Annotated in this window: 22 protein-coding genes; 16 read left to right on the top strand and 6 right to left on the bottom strand. The window is 30.4% G+C overall.

All coding sequences use genetic code 11. The features are described from left to right. The first annotated feature begins 11 nt into the window (after positions 1–11). Genes mreD through ACZM4J_RS10115 form a run of 6 tightly spaced genes read left to right on the top strand, consistent with a single transcriptional unit; the run spans position 12 to position 6,037 of the window. A complete protein-coding gene (gene mreD / locus ACZM4J_RS10140) occupies positions 12–545 on the top strand; it encodes a rod shape-determining protein MreD (protein ID WP_022166104.1) in 534 nt (177 codons plus the stop codon). Further along, on the top strand, positions 535–3,360 hold the full coding sequence (locus tag ACZM4J_RS10135) for a penicillin-binding transpeptidase domain-containing protein (protein WP_428244665.1): 2,826 nt from the start codon (positions 535–537) through the stop codon (positions 3,358–3,360). The genes mreD and ACZM4J_RS10135 overlap by 11 nt, the downstream gene beginning before the upstream one ends. Before the next feature lie 57 nt (positions 3,361–3,417). Beyond that, positions 3,418–4,215, top strand: coding sequence for a septum site-determining protein MinD (minD, locus tag ACZM4J_RS10130; RefSeq protein ID WP_117999598.1), 798 nt, complete (start codon positions 3,418–3,420; stop codon positions 4,213–4,215). After that, positions 4,212–4,457 (top strand): cell division topological specificity factor MinE, encoded by a 246-nt coding sequence (gene minE / locus ACZM4J_RS10125; RefSeq protein ID WP_022166107.1) that lies wholly within the window; start codon positions 4,212–4,214, stop codon positions 4,455–4,457. Before minD ends, minE begins: the two co-directional genes overlap by 4 nt. Then, a complete protein-coding gene (locus ACZM4J_RS10120; protein WP_412622121.1) occupies positions 4,457–5,599 on the top strand; it encodes an FtsW/RodA/SpoVE family cell cycle protein in 1,143 nt (380 codons plus the stop codon). Before minE ends, ACZM4J_RS10120 begins: the two co-directional genes overlap by 1 nt. 39 nt (positions 5,600–5,638) lie before the next feature. Continuing rightward, positions 5,639–6,037 carry a methylglyoxal synthase gene (locus tag ACZM4J_RS10115; protein ID WP_022166108.1) on the top strand — a complete coding sequence of 133 codons (399 nt, stop codon included), beginning with the start codon at positions 5,639–5,641 and terminating at the stop codon, positions 6,035–6,037. 103 nt (positions 6,038–6,140) lie between these two features. Here ACZM4J_RS10115 and ACZM4J_RS10110 read toward each other — a convergent pair whose 3' ends face one another. Next, entirely contained in the window at positions 6,141–6,353 is a 213-nt protein-coding gene (locus tag ACZM4J_RS10110; RefSeq protein WP_022166109.1) for a DUF378 domain-containing protein, read from the bottom strand. Positions 6,354–6,506: 153 nt separating this feature from the next. Here ACZM4J_RS10110 and ACZM4J_RS10105 point away from each other — a divergent pair, with 153 nt between their 5' ends. The 9 genes from ACZM4J_RS10105 (at position 6,507) to ACZM4J_RS10065 (ending at position 14,825) form a co-directional block, all read left to right on the top strand. Then, positions 6,507–7,877: a biotin/lipoyl attachment domain-containing protein gene (locus tag ACZM4J_RS10105; RefSeq protein WP_412334954.1), complete on the top strand. Its 1,371-nt coding sequence runs from the start codon at positions 6,507–6,509 to the stop codon at positions 7,875–7,877. Positions 7,878–7,892: 15 nt separating this feature from the next. Then, positions 7,893–8,585 carry a YggS family pyridoxal phosphate-dependent enzyme gene (locus ACZM4J_RS10100; protein ID WP_412334953.1) on the top strand — a complete coding sequence of 231 codons (693 nt, stop codon included), beginning with the start codon at positions 7,893–7,895 and terminating at the stop codon, positions 8,583–8,585. A 14-nt stretch (positions 8,586–8,599) separates the two neighbouring features. Further along, positions 8,600–9,184, top strand: coding sequence for a cell division protein SepF (locus ACZM4J_RS10095; RefSeq protein ID WP_022166112.1), 585 nt, complete (start codon positions 8,600–8,602; stop codon positions 9,182–9,184). A gap of 20 nt (positions 9,185–9,204) precedes the next feature. Beyond that, positions 9,205–9,960 carry a YlmH/Sll1252 family protein gene (locus tag ACZM4J_RS10090; RefSeq protein ID WP_022166113.1) on the top strand — a complete coding sequence of 252 codons (756 nt, stop codon included), beginning with the start codon at positions 9,205–9,207 and terminating at the stop codon, positions 9,958–9,960. Positions 9,961–10,002: 42 nt separating this feature from the next. Beyond that, on the top strand, positions 10,003–11,118 hold the full coding sequence (aroB, locus tag ACZM4J_RS10085; RefSeq protein ID WP_412334951.1) for a 3-dehydroquinate synthase: 1,116 nt from the start codon (positions 10,003–10,005) through the stop codon (positions 11,116–11,118). Next, complete coding sequence (gene lspA, locus ACZM4J_RS10080; RefSeq protein WP_022166115.1) at positions 11,111–11,644, top strand: signal peptidase II; 534 nt, start codon at positions 11,111–11,113, stop codon at positions 11,642–11,644. Before aroB ends, lspA begins: the two co-directional genes overlap by 8 nt. A gap of 50 nt (positions 11,645–11,694) precedes the next feature. Then, entirely contained in the window at positions 11,695–12,603 is a 909-nt protein-coding gene (locus tag ACZM4J_RS10075; protein ID WP_022166116.1) for an RluA family pseudouridine synthase, read from the top strand. A 419-nt stretch (positions 12,604–13,022) separates the two neighbouring features. After that, positions 13,023–13,727: a tRNA lysidine(34) synthetase gene (locus tag ACZM4J_RS10070; RefSeq protein ID WP_428244663.1), complete on the top strand. Its 705-nt coding sequence runs from the start codon at positions 13,023–13,025 to the stop codon at positions 13,725–13,727. A 24-nt stretch (positions 13,728–13,751) separates the two neighbouring features. Then, on the top strand, positions 13,752–14,825 hold the full coding sequence (locus ACZM4J_RS10065; protein WP_022166152.1) for a tyrosine-type recombinase/integrase: 1,074 nt from the start codon (positions 13,752–13,754) through the stop codon (positions 14,823–14,825). Between the two features lie 171 nt (positions 14,826–14,996). Here the strand turns inward: ACZM4J_RS10065 and ACZM4J_RS10060 are convergent, their stop codons facing one another. Then, entirely contained in the window at positions 14,997–15,353 is a 357-nt protein-coding gene (locus ACZM4J_RS10060; protein WP_022166151.1) for a LysM peptidoglycan-binding domain-containing protein, read from the bottom strand. A 223-nt stretch (positions 15,354–15,576) separates the two neighbouring features. Between ACZM4J_RS10060 and lexA the strand changes: the two genes are divergently transcribed. Next, positions 15,577–16,191, top strand: coding sequence for a transcriptional repressor LexA (gene lexA, locus ACZM4J_RS10055; protein ID WP_302690354.1), 615 nt, complete (start codon positions 15,577–15,579; stop codon positions 16,189–16,191). Positions 16,192–16,503: 312 nt separating this feature from the next. On the opposite strand, the gene ACZM4J_RS10050 is transcribed toward lexA, so the two are convergent. From ACZM4J_RS10050 to yqeK, 4 genes are all read right to left on the bottom strand, one after another. Continuing rightward, positions 16,504–17,811, bottom strand: coding sequence for a CobW family GTP-binding protein (locus ACZM4J_RS10050; protein WP_022166150.1), 1,308 nt, complete (start codon positions 17,809–17,811; stop codon positions 16,504–16,506). Between the two features lie 78 nt (positions 17,812–17,889). Continuing rightward, the gene (locus ACZM4J_RS10045; protein ID WP_302690356.1) at positions 17,890–19,194 is read right to left on the bottom strand and encodes an alpha-amylase family glycosyl hydrolase; all 1,305 of its coding nucleotides are present in this window, start codon (positions 19,192–19,194) and stop codon (positions 17,890–17,892) included. 163 nt (positions 19,195–19,357) lie between these two features. Then, complete coding sequence (gene rsfS, locus ACZM4J_RS10040) at positions 19,358–19,705, bottom strand: ribosome silencing factor (protein WP_022166148.1); 348 nt, start codon at positions 19,703–19,705, stop codon at positions 19,358–19,360. Between the two features lies 1 nt (position 19,706). Beyond that, positions 19,707–20,038, bottom strand: a 332-nt coding sequence (yqeK, locus tag ACZM4J_RS10035; RefSeq protein ID WP_489486073.1) for a bis(5'-nucleosyl)-tetraphosphatase (symmetrical) YqeK, incomplete at its 5' end; no start/stop codon positions are given.

Genomic DNA, 20,038 nt, shown 5'->3' with positions numbered 1-20,038 from the left:
AAGGATTTTTCATGAAACACAGAATTATTAGAGTTATTATAACAGCAATAATTATAATTATGGCATTTATATTACAAAGTGAATTTTCGCTGGCTAACTTTAACATTGTTGCCACACCTAATCTACTTTTATTTGTAACCTGTATATTTGGTTTTATGCGTGGTTGCAATTATGGAACGGTTACAGGCTTAATATGTGGTTTACTTGTGGATATTTTCTTTGGGGATGTTATTGGTTTATATGCATTAATTTATATGTATATAGGTTTTTTCAGTGGCTTATTTAAAAAGATGTTCTACAGCGACCATGTTTTTATGCCAATGGTTTTAGTTTTTACTAATGATTTAATATACAATCTATTAGTTTACACTTTTAGATTTATATTGAGAAATAAATTAGATTTTTCTTTTTATTTCTGGCAGATAATGTTCCCTGAAATGATAGCCACAACATTTATAGCCTTTTTATTCTATAAGTTATTTTATTTATTAAATGAAAAAATATTAACAATAAAACAGGAGAGTACATTAAGTTTTGATAAGTGATTTTTTATATACAATTTTAAAAATAATTAAATCAAGAATATTTATCGTAAGCGTAATAATAATAGCTTTATTTTCAGGTTTGATTTATAGAATATTTGACTTACAGATAATTAACGAAAATTATTACATGAGCACATATATTCAAAAATCTGAGAAAACTGTTTATAAATCAGGTACAAGAGGAAAGATTTTGGACAAAAAAGGCAAAGTTTTAGCTTATGATGAATTAGCTTATGCCGTAAGAATTGAAGATAAAATCGACAGTTCTGACAAAAAGAATAGTCAGTTAAATGCTATTGTATCAAAAGCAATTAAAATAATTGAAAAAAACGGTGACAAGATTTCAGTAGATTTTCCAATTATATTAAATGACGATGGAAAATGGGAAGAAAATTTCACATCTGATGCTTCAAAGAAATTATTTATGACAAATCTTTTTGGTAAAACCTTAAAGAAAAACAACCATGATTATTCAAATGCTTCAGTAGGCGAAATCATTTCTTATTTGAAAAATGATTTATTTGAAGTTACAGAAAAATGTAGTGACCAAATGTTACTTAAAATTTTGGCAATCAGATACAATGTTTATGCCATATCATCACAAAAATATGTTGGTGTAACAATTGCCACTGATGTGTCAAATGGAACGATGGTTGGTATTTCTGAAAATGAAGCTGACTTAACAGGGGTTACAGTAGAAGAACAGACAATTAGAAAATATAATATGAGCAAATATTTTGCTCCTATTATCGGTTATACAGGAACCATTTCAGATGCCCAGTTAGAAGAATACAAAAAACAGGGCAAAAATTATATTGCAAGTGATATAGTTGGTAAATCAGGTCTTGAAGCCTCAATGGAGGAATATCTTCAGGGGAAACGTGGAGAAGAAAAAATATTTGTTGACAACACTGGAAAAGTTTTAAGTGTTATATCAAAGAAAAATTCTGCTGCAGGTAATGACATTTACCTAACAATTGATTCTAAATTGCAAAAAGCTGTTTATACAATGCTTGAGAAAAAAGTAGCGTCAATTTTAATATCAGAAATTGTAAACTATGATATTGATGAATCAAAAGAAACAGATGACAAATTGCATTATATACCTGTAAAAAAAGTATATGCACAGCTTGTAACTAACAATGTAGTAAGTTTGAAACACTTATCAAAGAAATCTACAACAAACGAAGCAAGAGTATATAGTAAATACAAATCAGGTGTCCAGACAGCCACAGCCAAATTAAAGGCCGACTTAAATTCTAACGGTGTAGTTTATAATGACTACAGTTCAGAATTTCAGGAATATTGTGATTATATTTATGATTTACTTAAGAATGATGGTATATTAATTTCATCTTCCATAGATACTAACGATTCCACTTACAATAAATATGTAGATGGAAAGATTAGTATAAATGCATTTATAAAATATGCAATAAAGAAGAACTGGATTAGTTTAGATAACCTTGATGTACAGGACGAGTATCTTTCAACAAGTGAAACTTATGATTTAATTGTAAGTCATATTATAAAAGACGTTAAGAAAAATACATCTTTTGGTAAGCTTGTTGTTAAGTATTTGATTAATGACTCAACAATATCCGGCAGTGAAATATGTATGCTTTTATTTGATCAGAAGGTTCTGAAAATGGACCAGAGTGCTTATAACACTTTATCAACCTTTGATAAATATCAGACTTTCCGCTTTATTGTAAAGCAGATAAAAGAATTAAAGATTACACCGGCACAGATTGCTCTTGATCCATGTTCAGGTTCGGTTGTAATTACAGATCCAAGAAATGGTGATGTTCGTGCAATGGTAACATATCCAAGTTATGACAATAATATGTTATCAGGTTCTGTTGATTCAGAATATTGGGCAAAATTAGTTGATGACCAATCAGATCCTTTGTATAACAGAGCAACTCAGGGTGCAACAGCTCCAGGTTCAACTTTCAAGATGACAACTGCTTTGGCTTCATTATCTGAAGGTATTATTACACCTGGTAGTACAGTTGATGATACAGGTGTGTTTAAGAAGATAACACCGTCACCAAAATGTTGGATTTATCCAAAGGGGACACATGGATATCAGAACGTTAGTGAAGCTTTGGCAAATTCATGTAACTATTTCTTCTACGAAATGGGTTACAGATTAGGTAAGTCTAATGGCACATCCTATGACAGTGCAGTTGGTCTTGATAAAATGGAAAAATATGCCACAAAACTTGGCTTAAACATGAAATCAGGTGTTGAAATTACTGAGAGAGAACCTCATTTTTCAACAGAAAGTGCTGTCCACTCAGCTATTGGACAGGGTAGCAACGCTTATACACCGGCGCAGCTTGCAAGATATGTATCTACAGTAGCTAACGGCGGTAAAAATTATAATTTAACATTACTTGATAAAGTTAAATCAAGAAAAGGTAAACTTGTTTTAAACAACAAAGCTAAAATGACAAATAAGGTAGAAGCATCACAAAGTACATGGAATGCAATTCATTCAGGTATGAGACAGGTAGTTACATCGGGTACTGTGCGTAATTATTTTACAGATACTAAAATAACTTTTGCCGGTAAATCCGGTACTGCTCAGGAGAATTTGCATCGTAATTCCCATGCTTTATTTGTGGCTTATGCGCCTTATGACAATCCAAAGATTGCTATATCAACTGTATTACCTTTTGCCAACTCATCACACGATTCAGCAGAATTGGCAAAGAACTGTGTACAGTATTATTATGGTGAACTTACTGATAAAGATTTAAAGAAAGCTGTTAAAGGTGAAGATTTAAAAAATACTACTCAGGATTAATTTTTTCCAAAATAAAGTACAAAAGATAATATAAGTATTTTATTTTAGGAGGGAATAATGGGAGAAGTAATTGTAATCACTTCAGGAAAAGGAGGTGTTGGAAAAACAACCATCACCGCCAATTTAGGAATAGCTTTATCTAAATTAGGAAAAAGTGTTATCGCAATAGATACAGATATTGGTCTTCGTAATTTAGATGTGGTTATGGGACTTGAAAATCAAATAGTTTATAATCTTGTAGACGTACTTGAAGGGACGTGCAGATTAAGACAGGCTGTTATAAAGGACCGGCGATACAACAATTTGTATTTATTACCAAGCGCCCAATCCAAAGATAAAGATTCAGTTACACCACAACAGATGATTGATTTGACTTCATGTTTAAAAGAAGAGTTTGATTATGTTTTAATCGACTGTCCTGCCGGTATTGAACAGGGCTTTAGAAATGCCATTGCAGGTGCAACAAAAGCAATTGTTGTAACCACACCTGAAGTTTCGGCTATAAGAGATGCTGACAGAATAATAGGGCTTCTTGAAAAAGATGGCATTAATCCTATTTATTTATTAATAAATAAGTTACGACCTGACCTTATTAGAAAAGGTGAAATGATGTCCGGTCAGGACGTAAAAGAAATTCTTAACAGCGATGTTATCGGTTGCATAAATGACGATGTAAATATTGTTATCGCAACAAATAAAGGTGATTCTGTAGTAAACATGAACACATCATCTGGAAAAGCAATCAACAAAATTGCAGAGAAAATCGAAGGTACATATCCTCTTTATGAAAAAGAAGAACACAAATTTTCATTAATGTTTTTCAAGCAACTTTTCGGTAAGGGGGTAACAAGATGATTTTCAGAAAACTATTCAGACGTAAACGTTCAAGTAAAATTGCTAAGGAGCGTTTAGAAATATTATTAGTAACAGATAGAATTGGATGTAACCCATACACAACTGAGTCCATAAAGAAGGACTTAATTAGGGTTATTTCAAAATATATTGAAATTGATACAGATAAATGTATTGTTGAAATACATCATGAGAAAGGGCCATGTCTAATGGCAAACATACCAATTAAAGAGGTTAAGGTTTAATGATACGAAAAATATTTAGCACAATTAAAAACTACAAATTATCTAATTTGAATTTTAGATTACTGATTTATGTATTAGCAGTAACATTTATAGGAATTTTTTGTATAGGAAGTGCAACAGAAGGAGAAGACTTTCAATTTAAACAAATTCTAGGATTTGCACTTGGAATTATTGTTCTTATTATTTTTACATTGCTAAGCTATAAATTTGTTTTTAAGTTTTATTGGTTAATATATGCAGCAACAATTGTTTTACTTGCACTTGTTATGGTTGCCGGTACAACAAGCAAGGGAGCTAAAAGATGGATAGATTTGGGCTTTGTTCAATTCCAGCCGTCTGAAATTGCAAAAGTATTCCTTATTATATTCGTTGCAACTTATTTGTATAAAAGAAGAGAAACACTTAATACATTTAAAACAATTGCCGGTGTTACATTATTTGCAGCCATGGTATTCGGTTTAATATTTTTAGAGCCGGATTTATCAACAACTATAGTTATTTTTATAACATTTTGTGCTATAATGTTCTTATCGGGAATTCATTATAAGATTGTTACCGGAGTTATAATTATTTCTATACCAATTGTTTTGGTTTTAGGATATTATGTATCACAGCCTAATAACAAAATATTAAAAGGCTATCAATATTTAAGAATTGTTGGTTTCTTTCAGGAAGATAACGCTAAAGCAAAAGATTTACGTTACCAGCAGGAGAACTCACTTCTTGCAATTGGTTCCGGTGGCTTAACAGGTAAGGGACTCGATAATAACGATATTACATCAGTAAAAAACGGTAATTTAATATCAGAATCCCATACTGACTTTATCTTTACAATTGTTGGTGAAGAGTTAGGTTTTATTGGTGGTGCTGCGGTTATTATATTATTATTACTTATTGTATTAGAATGTTTTATAACCGGCTCCAGGGCTCCAACCTATTCGGGACGGCTGTTCTGTTATGGTTTTGGTGTTTTAATAGGGACCCAGACTCTTGTAAACATAGCAGTTGCTACAATGCTTTTACCGAATACAGGTGTTACTTTACCATTTGTAAGTTATGGTTTAACATCATTGTTAAGTTTGTATTTTGGTATAGGTGTTGTATTAAATATAGGATTACAAAGAACGAAAGCCATGCTTTAATAAAGCGAAAATATACTGTAAAATATAAGGAGGATGTTTATGAATATTGGATTAATTGCACATGACTCTAAGAAGAAACTAATGCAGAATTTCTGCATAGCATATAGGGGAATTTTATGTCAGCATTCATTATACGCAACAGGCACAACAGGAAGATTAATTGAGGAAGCAGCAAATTTAAATGTTTACAAATATTTAGCCGGTCATTTAGGTGGTGAACAGCAGATGTGCTCTCAGATAGAACAAAATGACTTGGATTTATTAATTTTTTTAAGAGATCCTGAAAATCCAAAATCTCACGAGCCGGACATACACAAAGCAATTCGTTTATGTGATATTCATAATATTCCGTTAGCAACTAATGTTGCTACAGCAGAGCTTTTAATTAAGTCATTAAATCGTGGTGACTTAGAATGGCGTGAAATGTATAAGAATTAAATAATAAATCAATAAAAGGAAGTAAAAATGTTAACATCATTTAGCAAGTTGGTTAATGATGTTATTTGGCATAGATACTTCCTTTTATTAATGTACTATTTAGTTATTTTTCTCCGAGAGATAATACTCTTCCAAATAAACTAATTAAATATAATCCACATAAACCGACTACTGCATAAACAATTCGTGAAATCCATGACATTTGGCCAAATAGAAATGCAACCAAGTCAAATTTGAAAAAACCAATAAGTCCCCAGTTAATTGCACCTATTATAGTAACAACTAATGCAAAATAGTCTAATCCTTTTGAATTCATATACTTACCTCCTTTATCAGCTTATTTATATGTTTTCCCATTATTACAAAAAAATACATTCCTAGTTTTTTGGATAAAAAACAGCCTATTTTAGTTGACTTACAATGTATTTTATACGATAATTATATGAGGTTTAAGGAGAACTTATTATATATGAGTACACAAAAAGACAGACAAAAAACTAAATTTTTAAATATTAATGTTGGAATCGTTATATTCGGTCTTATTTTAATATATTTGTTTATAAATATTGTTATATATTTTACAACAGAAAGGACAAAATACTACGAAGTAACTGCAGGTTCTAACGCAGAGAAATTGGACAATTCTTATCAGGGAATTGCCCTTAGAAAAGAAATTATAAAATATGCCTCTCAGACAGGTTACATTGATTATTTTATAAGAGAAGGTTCAAGGGTGTCAAAGAACTCTACTTTATATAGTATTGATTCAACAGGTCAGTTAAGTGACATACTTTTAGATTCCAGCAAAGATAATTCTAAGCTAACAGATGAAAATCTCTCTAAAATAAATGATTTATTAAATGATTTTACAAATAATTTTGATGACATGGATTTTTCATCTATATATGATTTTAAAAGCACAATTAAGGGCACGGTTGTTGACTTAATAAATATGAATTCTTTACAAAAGATGGCAAAAGAAAAAGGTGATATTTTTTCAATTCAGAAATCTCAGGCAACAGGTATAGTGCTATATAGAGTTGATGATTACGAAACAATAACACCTAAGAAAGTTAAAGAGTCCGACTTTGATAAAACTCATTATACAACAGCTCATTTTTCTTCAGGTGACAAAATAGAAAAAGGTTCACCTATTTATAAAACAATAAATGATGAAGAATGGAACATTGTTTTAAAGTTTAACAAAAGCGATATAAAAAAATACAAAAACACTTCAAAAATTTCAGTTAAGTTTTTGAAGGACAATTTAACAACAACAGCTAATTTCAAAATTGTAAAAGGAAAAGACAAGAAGAAATATGGTGTTATTACATTATCTAAATATGCAATAAGATATGCAACAGACAGATTTTTGGATGTAGAAATTGTTGAAACACCTGTATCCGGATTAAAAGTTCCTAAATCTTCAGTTGTTACAAGCAAATTATATGTTATTCCAAAAGAATATAGCAAAAAAGGTGAGAATGGCAACAGTATAGGATTTAACCTACAGAATTCAAAAACTAATAAATCTGAAATATACTATCCACCGATCGCATACAGCGACGATGACAACTACTATGTAGCCCAGTCTTATTTTGAACCAGGGGATGTGATAACAAAATCCGATTCACATTCAAGCTATGTAGTTGAACGAACAAGGGATTTTATGGGCGTTTACAATATAAATAACGGTTACACCGTATTTACAATTGTTAACATATTAGATACTTTAGATGAGTATTACATTGTGGCAAATGAAACATCCGGTCTTGAAATATATGACCGTATTGTATTAGATGCAAGCAAAGTTTCAGAAAATCAGATAATTTTCCAATAGAAAGGGTGAATATAAATGATACTAGATAATATAAAACAGGTAGAAGAAAACATTATTAAATCCTGCGAGAAAGTTGGACGTGATCCAAAAGAAGTTACTTTAATTGCAGTAAGCAAAACCAAACCTTACACAGCAATAGAAGAGGCTCTACCATCTGGAGTTTTGGATTATGGTGAAAATAAAGTACAGGAATTAACTGAAAAATACGAGATTTTACCCAAAGACATAAGATGGCACATGATTGGTCATTTGCAGCGAAATAAAGTTAAATATCTTGTAGGTAAAGTTGAATTAATCCACTCTGTTGATTCTTTAAGACTTGCAAATCAAATTGAAACAGAATTTGCAAAGAAAAATGAAATTGCCAATATCCTTATTGAAGTTAACATGGCAAATGAAGAAAGTAAGTTTGGTATTACATCTGAGACAACAGAACAATTAGTACGTGAAATAAGTAAACTTGAGCATGTACGAATCAAAGGCTTAATGACAATTGCGCCATATACGGACAATCCTGAAACTAATAGAGAATATTTCCGTAACATGAAGAAATTATCGGTTGACATAACAGAGAAAAACATTGATAATGTTAGTATGAATGTGCTTTCAATGGGAATGACTGGTGACTACCAGGTTGCAATAGAAGAAGGAGCAACAATGGTTAGAGTTGGAACCGGAATTTTTGGAGAAAGAAACTATAATATTTAAATTAGGAGAATAATATGTCAAAATTTGGAGATAAAATAAAAAGCGTATTTACAATGGATTATAATGATGAATATGATGATGATTACTATGATGATATTGACGATGAAATCGAAGAAGAAATAGATCATCCAACACCATCCAGAAGATCTGCCGCAAAAACTGAACGTCATGAGGAAGAAGAAGCTCCACGTTCAACAACACACACACGAAGCAGAGCCGCTCAATCCACAAGAAGTTCCAGAAGTTCAAGAAACAGTAAGGTTGTACCTATGAGGGGTTCTTCATCAGGAACAGATATGGAAGTATGCGTTATCAAACCAACACATTATGAAACTACAAAGGAAATTATCGATACATTATTAGATGGCAAGTCAGTTGTACTTAATTTAGAAGGTATCAAAATTGATTTAGCACAGCGTATTGTTGATTCAGTTATTGGCGGTTGCTATGCTATTTCAGGAAATCTTCAGAAAATCAGTGGTTACATTTATTTAGTAACTCCTCATTCAGTAGATATTACGGGCGATTTTCAGGACTCTGTAAACGACAGCACAAGTGACTATTCATCACATAATTATTCTTCCAGAGGAAGTTATTAGAACCGGGACATGTTAATATTATGAACAAAGACGAATTATTTTTAACTAACAGAATCAAAGAATTAGCTCGTATTTCATACGACCGTAATATTTATACATATTCTGATTTTCTAAATATTAATGAACTTAGTATATTTAATCAAATAAAAAATACATTACCTCCTGTTAATATAGATGTTACAGGAGGTAATAATTATGCAGAAAGAAAGATTTTAGTATTTTCTCCACAGGAGATATATTATACTGAACATATTCCTATTTCTGTATTACACATAGCTCCTATTAATTCCAAATTTTCAGACACTTTAAGTCACAGGGATTATTTAGGTGCTATTTTAAATTTAGGCATTAACAGAAGTAAAATCGGCGATATTTTTACTAAGGGAAAAGATGCTTATGTTTATTGTAAAGAAGATATTGCTGATTATATAATTGATAATTTATTTAAAATAAAACACACTCAAATAAAAATCAATTTGTCAGATTCAACTGATTTAGAAATTGTTCCTAACTTAAGAGAAGTAATGGGAACTATTTCAAATGTACGTTTAGACAGTCTTATTGCAACTGCTTTTAAAGCAACCAGAAACAGTATTATACCATTAATTGAAGAGAAAAAAGTTTTCATCAATGGAAAATCAACCACATCTAATGGAGCAACTGTTAAAGAAGGCGATATTGTATCTGTAAGGGGCAAGGGTAGATTTATTTATGATGGTGTGCTTAAAGAAACGAAAAAAGGCAGAAATTTAATTAAAATAAGAGTTTATGAATAATTAATATTTAATATCAAATACATAATAAATAAGGAGACAGAAATGATAAAGGCATTAGAAAACTTATCAAACAGAATAACAGTAAACTACGAGGAAAAGCCATGCTACCACATAGTTTTCTCAGATTCTTTTACAAATCTTTTAGAAGAATTAGAAAAATTTAATATAAAAAACAGAAAATTATGCATTGTTACAGAATCAAAAGTTGGTCCTTTATATGGAGAAGAACTTTTAAATCTCCTAAAGCCACACTGCAAACAGATTATTTTACATGAATTTAAAGCTGGAGAACAGTATAAGAATTTGGACACAATTAACAACATTTACGAAGATTTAATCGTAAATAAATTTGACAGAAACGATATGCTTCTTGCTCTAGGTGGCGGTGTTACAGGAGACATGACAGGTTATACTGCAGCAACATATTTAAGAGGTATTGATTTTGTTCAAATTCCAACAACATTATTATCTCAGGTAGATTCAAGCATTGGTGGCAAAACAGGTGTTGACTTTAAAGCTTATAAAAATATGGTTGGTGCTTTCTACATGCCTAAATTAGTTTATATGAATTTAAGCACTTTAAATTCCCTTCCTGAAAGAGAATATTTATCAGGCATGGGCGAAGTTATCAAGCATGGTATTATTAAAGACGGTGAATATTTTAACTGGCTTAAAGAAAATATTGACGGTGTTTTAAATAAAGATTATGAAACATTACGTCAGTTATTATTTGTTAGTTGCAATATAAAAAGATGTGTTGTTGAAAATGATCCAAAGGAAAAAGGCGAACGTGCACTACTTAATTTTGGCCATACAATTGGCCATGCTATTGAAAAAACAAAGAACTTTTCTCTTTTACACGGAGAGTGCGTTTCAATTGGAATTAACGCTGCATCATACATATCATACAAGAAAGGTTTTATTACCAAAGGCCAGTACGATGAAATATTAGATGTACTTAAATTATATAAGTTGCCAATTGAGACATCAGATATTAAGGCTAAAGAAGTTGTTGAAGCAACTTTAAACGATAAAAAAATGGATTCAGGAATTATTAAGTTTATCGTAGCTAATTCTATAGGCGAAGCCTCAATCAACCGTGAAATTTCAAAAAATGATTTGTTAGAAAGTGTTAAAAAGGTAATTGTAAATGAATAAAACATTAATATTAAACCTAAAAATGCTTGTTTTTGCATTGTTTTTAGTTGTCATTGATCAGATAAGCAAATATGCTGCTATAATTGCTTTAAAAGGCAAAAATGACTTTCACATTATAAAAGATGTATTATTATTACATTATTTAGATGGTGGAAACAGAGGGGCAGCCTGGGGAATGTTCTCCGGCAAAATATTAATGTTTATTATATTTACTTTAATTGCAATATTTTTTATATGTATTTTCAGTAGAAATGTTAATTTACTGTATCAAAAAACAAATAATAAAATATTCTTAATTTTAAATATATTTTTATCAATGTTGCTGGCAGGAGCAGTAGGGAACTTAATTGACAGAGTAGTAAGAGGCTATGTTGTTGATTTTATCTATTTTAAACCAATTAACTTTCCTGTTTTCAATGTTGCCGACTGTTATGTAACAATTTCATGTATTGGAATTGTTTTATTATGCATATTAAAAATTAATGAAGAAGATTTTAACACAATAATTTCTTTAAAGAAACATTAAAAATAATAAAATGATATATACTTGACTTGAAAGGAATTAATAGATTAAATATGTGTGAAACTTATTACGTGGATTCATCTAATAAAAATATACGTTTAGACAAATATTTAACAGATTTATTAGATAATAATTCCCGCAATTATATACAGAAATTAATTAAAAATGGCGATGTTTTAGTTAATGAAAAATCATCTAAGGCAAACTATAAAGTTCAGGAAAATGATTGCATAACAATTAATATTCCTGAGCCGGTTACAGCTAATATAGAGCCTGAAAACATACCTTTAGATATTATATACGAAGATGATGATGTCTTAATCGTAAATAAACCTAAAGACTTGGTTGTACATCCTGCACCAGGACATTATACAGGTACTTTGGTTAATGGAATAATGTATCATTGTAAAGACAATTTATCAAACATTAACGGTGTTTTAAGACCTGGAATTGTACATCGAATTGATAAAGATACAACCGGCGCCTTAATAATTTGTAAAAATGATTACAGCCATAATTTTATTGCTGAACAATTAAAAGAACATACAATTACAAGAAAATATTGGGGTATAGTTCAGGGACGTTTCGATGAAACTGAAGGTACAATAGATGCACCAATTGGCAGACACCCTACAAAACGTAAGGAAATGGCAATTAATGAACGCAACGGAAAACATGCAGTTACCCATTACAAAGTTTTAAAACAATTTGATAAATACGCTTTATGTGAGTTTCAATTAGAAACCGGTCGTACACATCAGATTAGAGTTCACATGGCAAGCATAAATCATCCGTTACTTGGTGACGATGTTTATAACCATAACAAATGTCCCTTTAAATTACAGGGACAATGTTTGCATGCAAAAACAATTGGGTTTATACATCCTACAACAAAAGAATATGTAGAATATGAAGCACCTATTCCTGAATATTTTAAGAATTTAATTGAAAATGTGCTTTAAAAAGCTTATTAAGCTATATTTATACTATTTTCTTTGGCATACTTTTCGTTAAACTTGTCTTTTGCGAATAGTTGTGTTATTCTAATTATAAGTTTTATTATGTTATAAGTAAAAAAAATCTAATTAATAATGTAAAATAGATAAAAAAATTATCTGCTTCTTGAAATTATAATTTGCTATATATAACGTTATTTAAGGTTGTATTAAATATTTATATTTAATACAATAAGCATAAATGAATATATTAGTTAAATTAGTCTATTAACAGAATTATCAATTGCTAGTTCGATTTATATTTAGATTAATACTATAATTAAAAGACGAATAAAACTGTAAACGGTTTTATTCGTCTTTTTCAGATTCTTAATAAACGCAGCATATATATAATTCACTATATTGTTTAATTGGGAGGTTTAAATTTGAAAGAACAAAAACTATTTAGTTATGTCCGCCAGGCAATAGACAACTATAATATGATAAATGATGGAGATAAAATTGCTGTGGGTATATCCGGCGGTAAAGACAGTTTAACTCTACTTTATGCATTGAAAAAACTTCAACGATTTTATCCTAAAAGCTTTGATTTAATTGGTATAACAATTAATTTAGGTTTTGGTATACAAGATTTCCATCAAATTAAGAACTATTGCTCTAATTTAGATGTTGATTTACATATTGTGGAAACACAAATTTCAGATATTGTTTTTAACAAGCGAAAGGAATCTAATCCATGTTCTTTATGTGCAAAAATGCGTAAAGGGGCTTTAAACAATCATGCAAAGGAGCTTGGTTTCAATACAATTGCTTATGCTCATCACAAAGATGATATGATAGAAACAGCAATTATGTCTTTGTTGTATGAGGGGCGGTTCCACTGCTTCTCTCCTGTTACTCATTTGAGTAATACTAATTTAAAAGTCATCAGACCGTTAATGTATGTGCCTGAAAAGGAAGTAATTGGCTTTGCAAATAAATATCAGTTGCCGATTGCTAAAAATCCATGTCCAGTTGATGGTCATACAAAACGAGAATATATAAAGAATTTAGTTAAAACATTAACCAAAGAAAATCCAGGCTGTAAAAATAGTATTTTTACAGCTTTATGTAACAAGAGTTTTGATTAACCCAAATATTTAAGGAGTTTAGATATGCCAAACATTGAAAAAAATAACACAACGAGAAATTACCATGATCAGGTAATAATAAATAACGAATTAAAATTAAGAGAATTACAAAAAAAATTACCATGGTTTTGCAAGGATTTTTTTAGAGGAATTGAGCCTACTACTTCTTCCCGTACACGTATTGGTTATGGATATGATTTAATTGTTTTCTTTAATTATTTAAAGGAAAATAATCCTGATGCGGAAGATAAAGAAATCACCTCTCTACCACTGGATATTTTAGATAAAATTACTGCAACAGATATCGAAGAATATCTTGAATATTTAAAGTATTATGTAACTGAAGATGGCAAGGAGCATATTAACAAAGAACGTGGCATAATGCGAAAACTTGCCTGTCTTAGAACATTATACAAATACTTTTATAAAAAAGAGATGATTAAGACTAATCCTGCTTCTATTGTAAGTATGCCTAAAATCCATGAAAAGGAAATTATAAGATTAGACGCAGATGAAGTGGGCAATTTACTTGATGAAGTTGACACAGGCGATAAGCTAACGAAATCTCAACAGAAATTTCATGCTAAAACTAAAACACGAGATTTAGCAATATTGACTCTTCTACTTGGAACTGGTATTCGTGTTTCTGAATGTGTTGGTATTGACATAAATGATATTGATTTTAAGAATTCCGGTATAAAAATCCGTCGTAAAGGTGGCAACGAAACCGTTATTTACTTTGGTGAAGAAGTTGAAAAAGCTCTCTTAGACTATATTGAGGAAAGAAAATTAATTGTTCCTATATCCGGTCATGAAAATGCACTCTTTCTTTCTATTCAAAAAAAACGAATCGGTGTTAGAGCTGTAGAAAATTTAGTCAAAAAGTATTCTTCCTTAGTTACTAACTTGAAAAAAATTACGCCTCATAAATTGAGAAGTACCTATGGCACTGCTCTTTATAAGGAAACCGGTGATATTTATCTTGTAGCAGATGTTTTAGGTCATAAGGATGTAAATACTACAAAAAAACATTACGCAGCTATTGAAGACGAACGTAGACGCAAAGCCAGAAACGCCGTCAAACTAAGAAAAGATTAAAAAATAAGAAAATCTAAACATAATTTAATAAAAAAGCGATTCAAATACTACTCACAAAATATTACTACTCACAAATATTGTAAATATATAAAAAAATTGCCGCAAATGAATATGTGCGTTAAACATTTGCGGCTAACTAAAGATATATATGGTATAAAATAAAGGCAAGCTTTATTTATACTCGTTTGAATAATATGAAACAACTAAATAACTTCCACTGTTAATCTTATCGCTAACAAGATTATTATTCTTCTTAACCTCATCAATATAATCCTGTACAGATACATCACTATTAATTGTGTACTTCTGAGCAATAGATGTTAATGTATCACCTGGTTCAATCTGGTAACTTGTGTAATATTTATATAAAGGATTCTTACCTGTATTATTTGCATTCACATTATATAAATTAACAAATGTGGCACATATTAAAAACATTGCTATACATGTAACACCAACAATAACTATTCTTCTCCGTAACAGATTAACTCTTCTTTTCTTAATCACGTCTCTTCTGCCTGTATTCATTATATCTTCCTCCTCGCATAGCTCTTTTAGTATGTATTGCTTATCCCTTTGAGAACATCTGTTCTTGTTCTGTAATGTTATATTATCATCCGAACAAATGTTTGTCAATATATTTTCGAACATATTTTCGAAATCTTGTTGTTTTTTATCAGGAACTATGTTAATATTATCATATAGGTAGTCCCATAAATGGTACTTTTGAAAAAAGGAGGTAAAAAATTTTATGCCAGGAAAAATTAGTGAAAAGCAGCAATTGATTTTAGATTACATAAAAGAAGAAATTTTGAAAAAAGGTTATCCACCTACAGTTAGGGAAATATGTGAAAGAGTTGGCTTACGCTCTACTTCTTCCGTTCACTCACATCTTAATACATTAGAAGAGAACGGATATATAAGACGAGATCCTACTAAGCCACGTGCAATCGAAATAATTGATGATGAATTCGGTTTAACAAGAAGAGACATGACTAATATTCCAATTATTGGACGTGTTGCTGCCGGTGAACCACTACTTGCAGTTGAAAATATCGAAGATTATTTTTCTCTTCCTACAGAATTTCTACCTAACAATGAAACTTTTATTTTAAAGATTCAAGGTGAAAGCATGATTAATATTGGTTTTTATGACGGTGATTTTTTAATTGTAGAGAAGGTCAACTCTGCTAATAACGGAGACGTTGTAGTTGCTTTAATAGATGATTCGGTTACAGTTAAGACTTTTTATAAAGAAAATGGTTATATTCGTCTTCAGCCTGAAAATGACAATATGGATCCTATTATAGTTGATGATTGTACAATCGTTGGTAAAGCATACGCTTTATACCGTAAGATAGTTTAAGAAAAATAGTTTAAGAATCGTAAGACAGTATAAAAAGAATTTTAGAACTAATATAGTTGTAACGATTGCAATTATATTAAACTTATTGAATTAAAAGTTATATTAAGACAATTATATTAAATTAATTCTTTTAATAATTAATTCTTTTAATAATTGATTGTTTTATTATTATTTTATTATTATGAGGTATATAAAAAACGTAGTTTTTAGATGTTTAAAAACTACGTTTTTTACTTTATATAAGCTTTTAATTGCTTATTACTATAATGAAACAATAATATAATTATTTATATTGTTACTCATATTATCTGATTAATAAGCTAAGCATTTATCAAGGCTTTCAATAATTGCCTCTTTATCCATATCATGGCCAATAAATACAACCTTAATCATTCTGTCTCCTACTTCTTCGTCCCAATCATTTACCAATGTAGGATCTTCTTTCATCATTTTAGCTCTAACTCTACGAGGAGCTGTTGCAACCCACTGTCCCGCATTGCTAATGTTAATCTGTTTTCCTGCCTGTTCAAACATATATGCATCATTGTTATTTTCAGCAGCCCAGATAATACCTTTTGCTCTAATGATTGTTTTTGGCATTTCATCTAACCAGTCTTCAAATTTTTCTTTTGCAAATGGTTTTCTTCTGTAATATACAAAAGTTCCAATACCATATTCCTCAACTTCACCTTCTCCATGGTGATGATGGTGATGGTGTCCATGATGGTGACCTTCTTCATGGTCATGATGTTCGTGTTCATGGTCATCTTCTTCGTCATGATGATGTTTATGGTGCTCGTCCTCATGGTCGTGGTCGTGATGATGTTCATGTTCATGGTGATGGTGATGCTGGTGTTCTTCATGGTCATCTTCTTCATGATGTTCTTCATTATCAAATGATTCTAATTCCTGAATCCAACCTGCTGACATACTTGCCTGTTCGAAATCAAATCTCTTTGTATCAAGAATTTCATCAACATCAATTTCACCATAGTTAGTTTCAAACATAACAGCCTTAGGCTGAAGTGTTCTAATAATCGCTTTTACTTTAGCTAATTGTTCAGGTGTAACTGTGTCAACCTTATTTAAAATAATCGTATTACAGAATTCAATCTGCTGAATTAAAAGATTTTCAATATCTTCTTCATCAATATCATCTTTTACAAGATTGTCACCACAACCAAATTCGTCTGCCATTCTAGCTACGTCAACTACAGAAACGATATTATCAAGTCTTGCTAATTTTGCTCTCTTGTCATAAGAACCATCTAACATACAAATTGACTGAGCAATTGGAATAGGTTCGCAAATACCACTTGCTTCAATTAAAATATAGTCAAATTTTCCTGACTGTACCAAATCTATAATCTGATTAATTAAATCTGCACTTAATGTACAACATATACATCCATTCTGAAGAGGTACAAGATTCTGATCCTGTAATGTAGCCTGTCCGCCCTTTGCAATAAGAGATGCATCTACATTTACTTCACCAATATCATTAACGATAACGGCTACTTTATAACCCTTCTGGTTTGTAAGTACCTGATTTAATAATGTTGTTTTACCTGCTCCTAAATATCCTGTAAGTAATGTTACAGGAACCATTTCTCTTGCCATAATAGCACTTCCTTTCCTAGTATTACATATATTAATCTATAATAGTTTTATTAATTAAATATGAAATTTATTTTAAACTTAATTAACTAAATAAAATGCACTATATCCCGGCATTTTAAAGCATTCTCCTATTTCCATAGGCTTATTTGTAATTAAATCCGTATATGTGTGATTTTTCACTTCACAGTATGCATCAAAGGCATTTTCTTCTGCGTTAATGCAAACATAAACTGTTTCATTTTCAGTAGCGCGCTTAAAAATACACTGTTTATTTGTTAAAAGCACTGATGTAAAATCACCATAATTTAAGCCAACACTGTTTTTCTTTGCTGCACTTAAATTACTAATAAATTGTGTAAGTTCATTAAATTCCGGTTGGTCAAATGAAGGTCTAAGTGCAGGATCTCCCTGAGACTTATCTGCCTTTGTTCCCCATTCGCTGCCATAATAAACACATGGTATCCCCGGCATGCCAAACATTAAGGCATATATAAGTGGTAAATGCTTTTCATTTGTCAGAATGCTTGCAACTCTTGTAACATCGTGATTGTCCACAAAAGACAATAAATGTTTTCCTTTATACAATGTCCATTGCTCAGGTCCAAACTGACGTAGCAATGAATGATTAATCTCAAACATATTCATACTGTTAAAACTTGAATAAAGACCTTTATAACATTCATAATTTGTTGCTGAATTAAGCATTTCATCATTCATTCTCTGGTTATAGTCACCATGAAGCATTTCTCCAACTAAAAAGAAATCTTCTTTTAAAGAATCAACATGTCGTCTTAATCTTCTTAAGAAATCAAAGTCAAGGCAATATGCAACATCTAATCTGATACCATCTATGCCAAATTCATTTATCCAAAAAGAAACAGCATCTAATAAATATTCCACAACATCGTTATTTTGAAGATTTAATTTAACTAAATCATAGTTGCCTTCCCAACCTTCATACCATAAGCCGTCATTATAGTTGGAATTGCCGTTTAAGTCTATGTGAAACCAGTTTAAGTATGGTGAATTTTCTCTATTCTTACATACATCCATAAATGGTTCAAATCCACGTCCCACATGATTAAAAACACCGTCTAAAACAACTTTTATGCCATTATTGTGTAAGTCCTCACACAACCCTTTAAAATCTTCATTTGTGCCTAATCTTACATCTATCTTTTTGTAATCTCTTGTATTATATCCATGAGTATCTGACTCAAATAGCGGAGAAAAATAAATTGCATTTGCACCAACTTTCTTTATGTGTGGAATCCAGTCATGTATTTTTTTAATACGATGCTGTAAGTTGCCATCATTTTCCAAAGGTGCGCCACAAAATCCTAAAGGATATATTTGATAAAAAACACTTTCATATGCCCACATTTTTTTTCCTCCTAATAAATACAATAATATACTGAAAATTATATAAACAAATATATCTAACGTTAAAAATACAATATCTTAAATTTTAAACTATTTAATTATTAATATAATTTTAAAAACTAATATTATAAAAGAAACGTTATCTAAATTTCTATACATAATTTTATAAATCTGTAACTTCCAAATGTTTTCCATCACGCCAGATTCTTTCTAAATCATAGAATAATCGGTCTTCTTCATTGAAAACATGAACAATAATATCACTAAAATCCATTAATATCCAATTAGCGTTATCAAAACCTTCAATATGTTTTGGCTTGCAGTCAACTTTATACATTTCTTCTTCAACGCTGTTAGCTAATGCCTTAACCTGATTTTCGTTATTACCACCTGCAATAATGAAATAATCAGCTAAAGTTGAAATTTCTGAAATATCAATAATTGAAATATTAATTCCCTTTTTCTCATCTAATGCATTATATGCAATTTTTGCTAATTCTCTTGATTCCATTTTATTCTCCTAATTTGTTTTTATAGTAGTCAAATGCTTTCTGCGTATAGCTGTCAATAATTTGATTTTTACTTTTCAAATAATCCAATGTATCTTTTAAAATACTATAAGTCAGCAAATCTAAATTTTGAAGCGAAATACTTCTTAGATATTCTAAATTAGGCTGCACAATTCTACCTGGTTCAATATAGTCAGCACAGAAAATTATTTTTTCTAAATCAGACATGTTTTCCTTACCGGTAGTATGCCAAATAACAGCATTTAAAACATTCTCATCTACTATACCATATTTTGTTTTTGCAATAAAAGCGCGAACTTTTCCATGTAGAAGAT

The organism is Eubacterium sp. (genome assembly GCF_057858645.1).
This window is presented reverse-complemented; position numbering and strand designations above follow the sequence as displayed.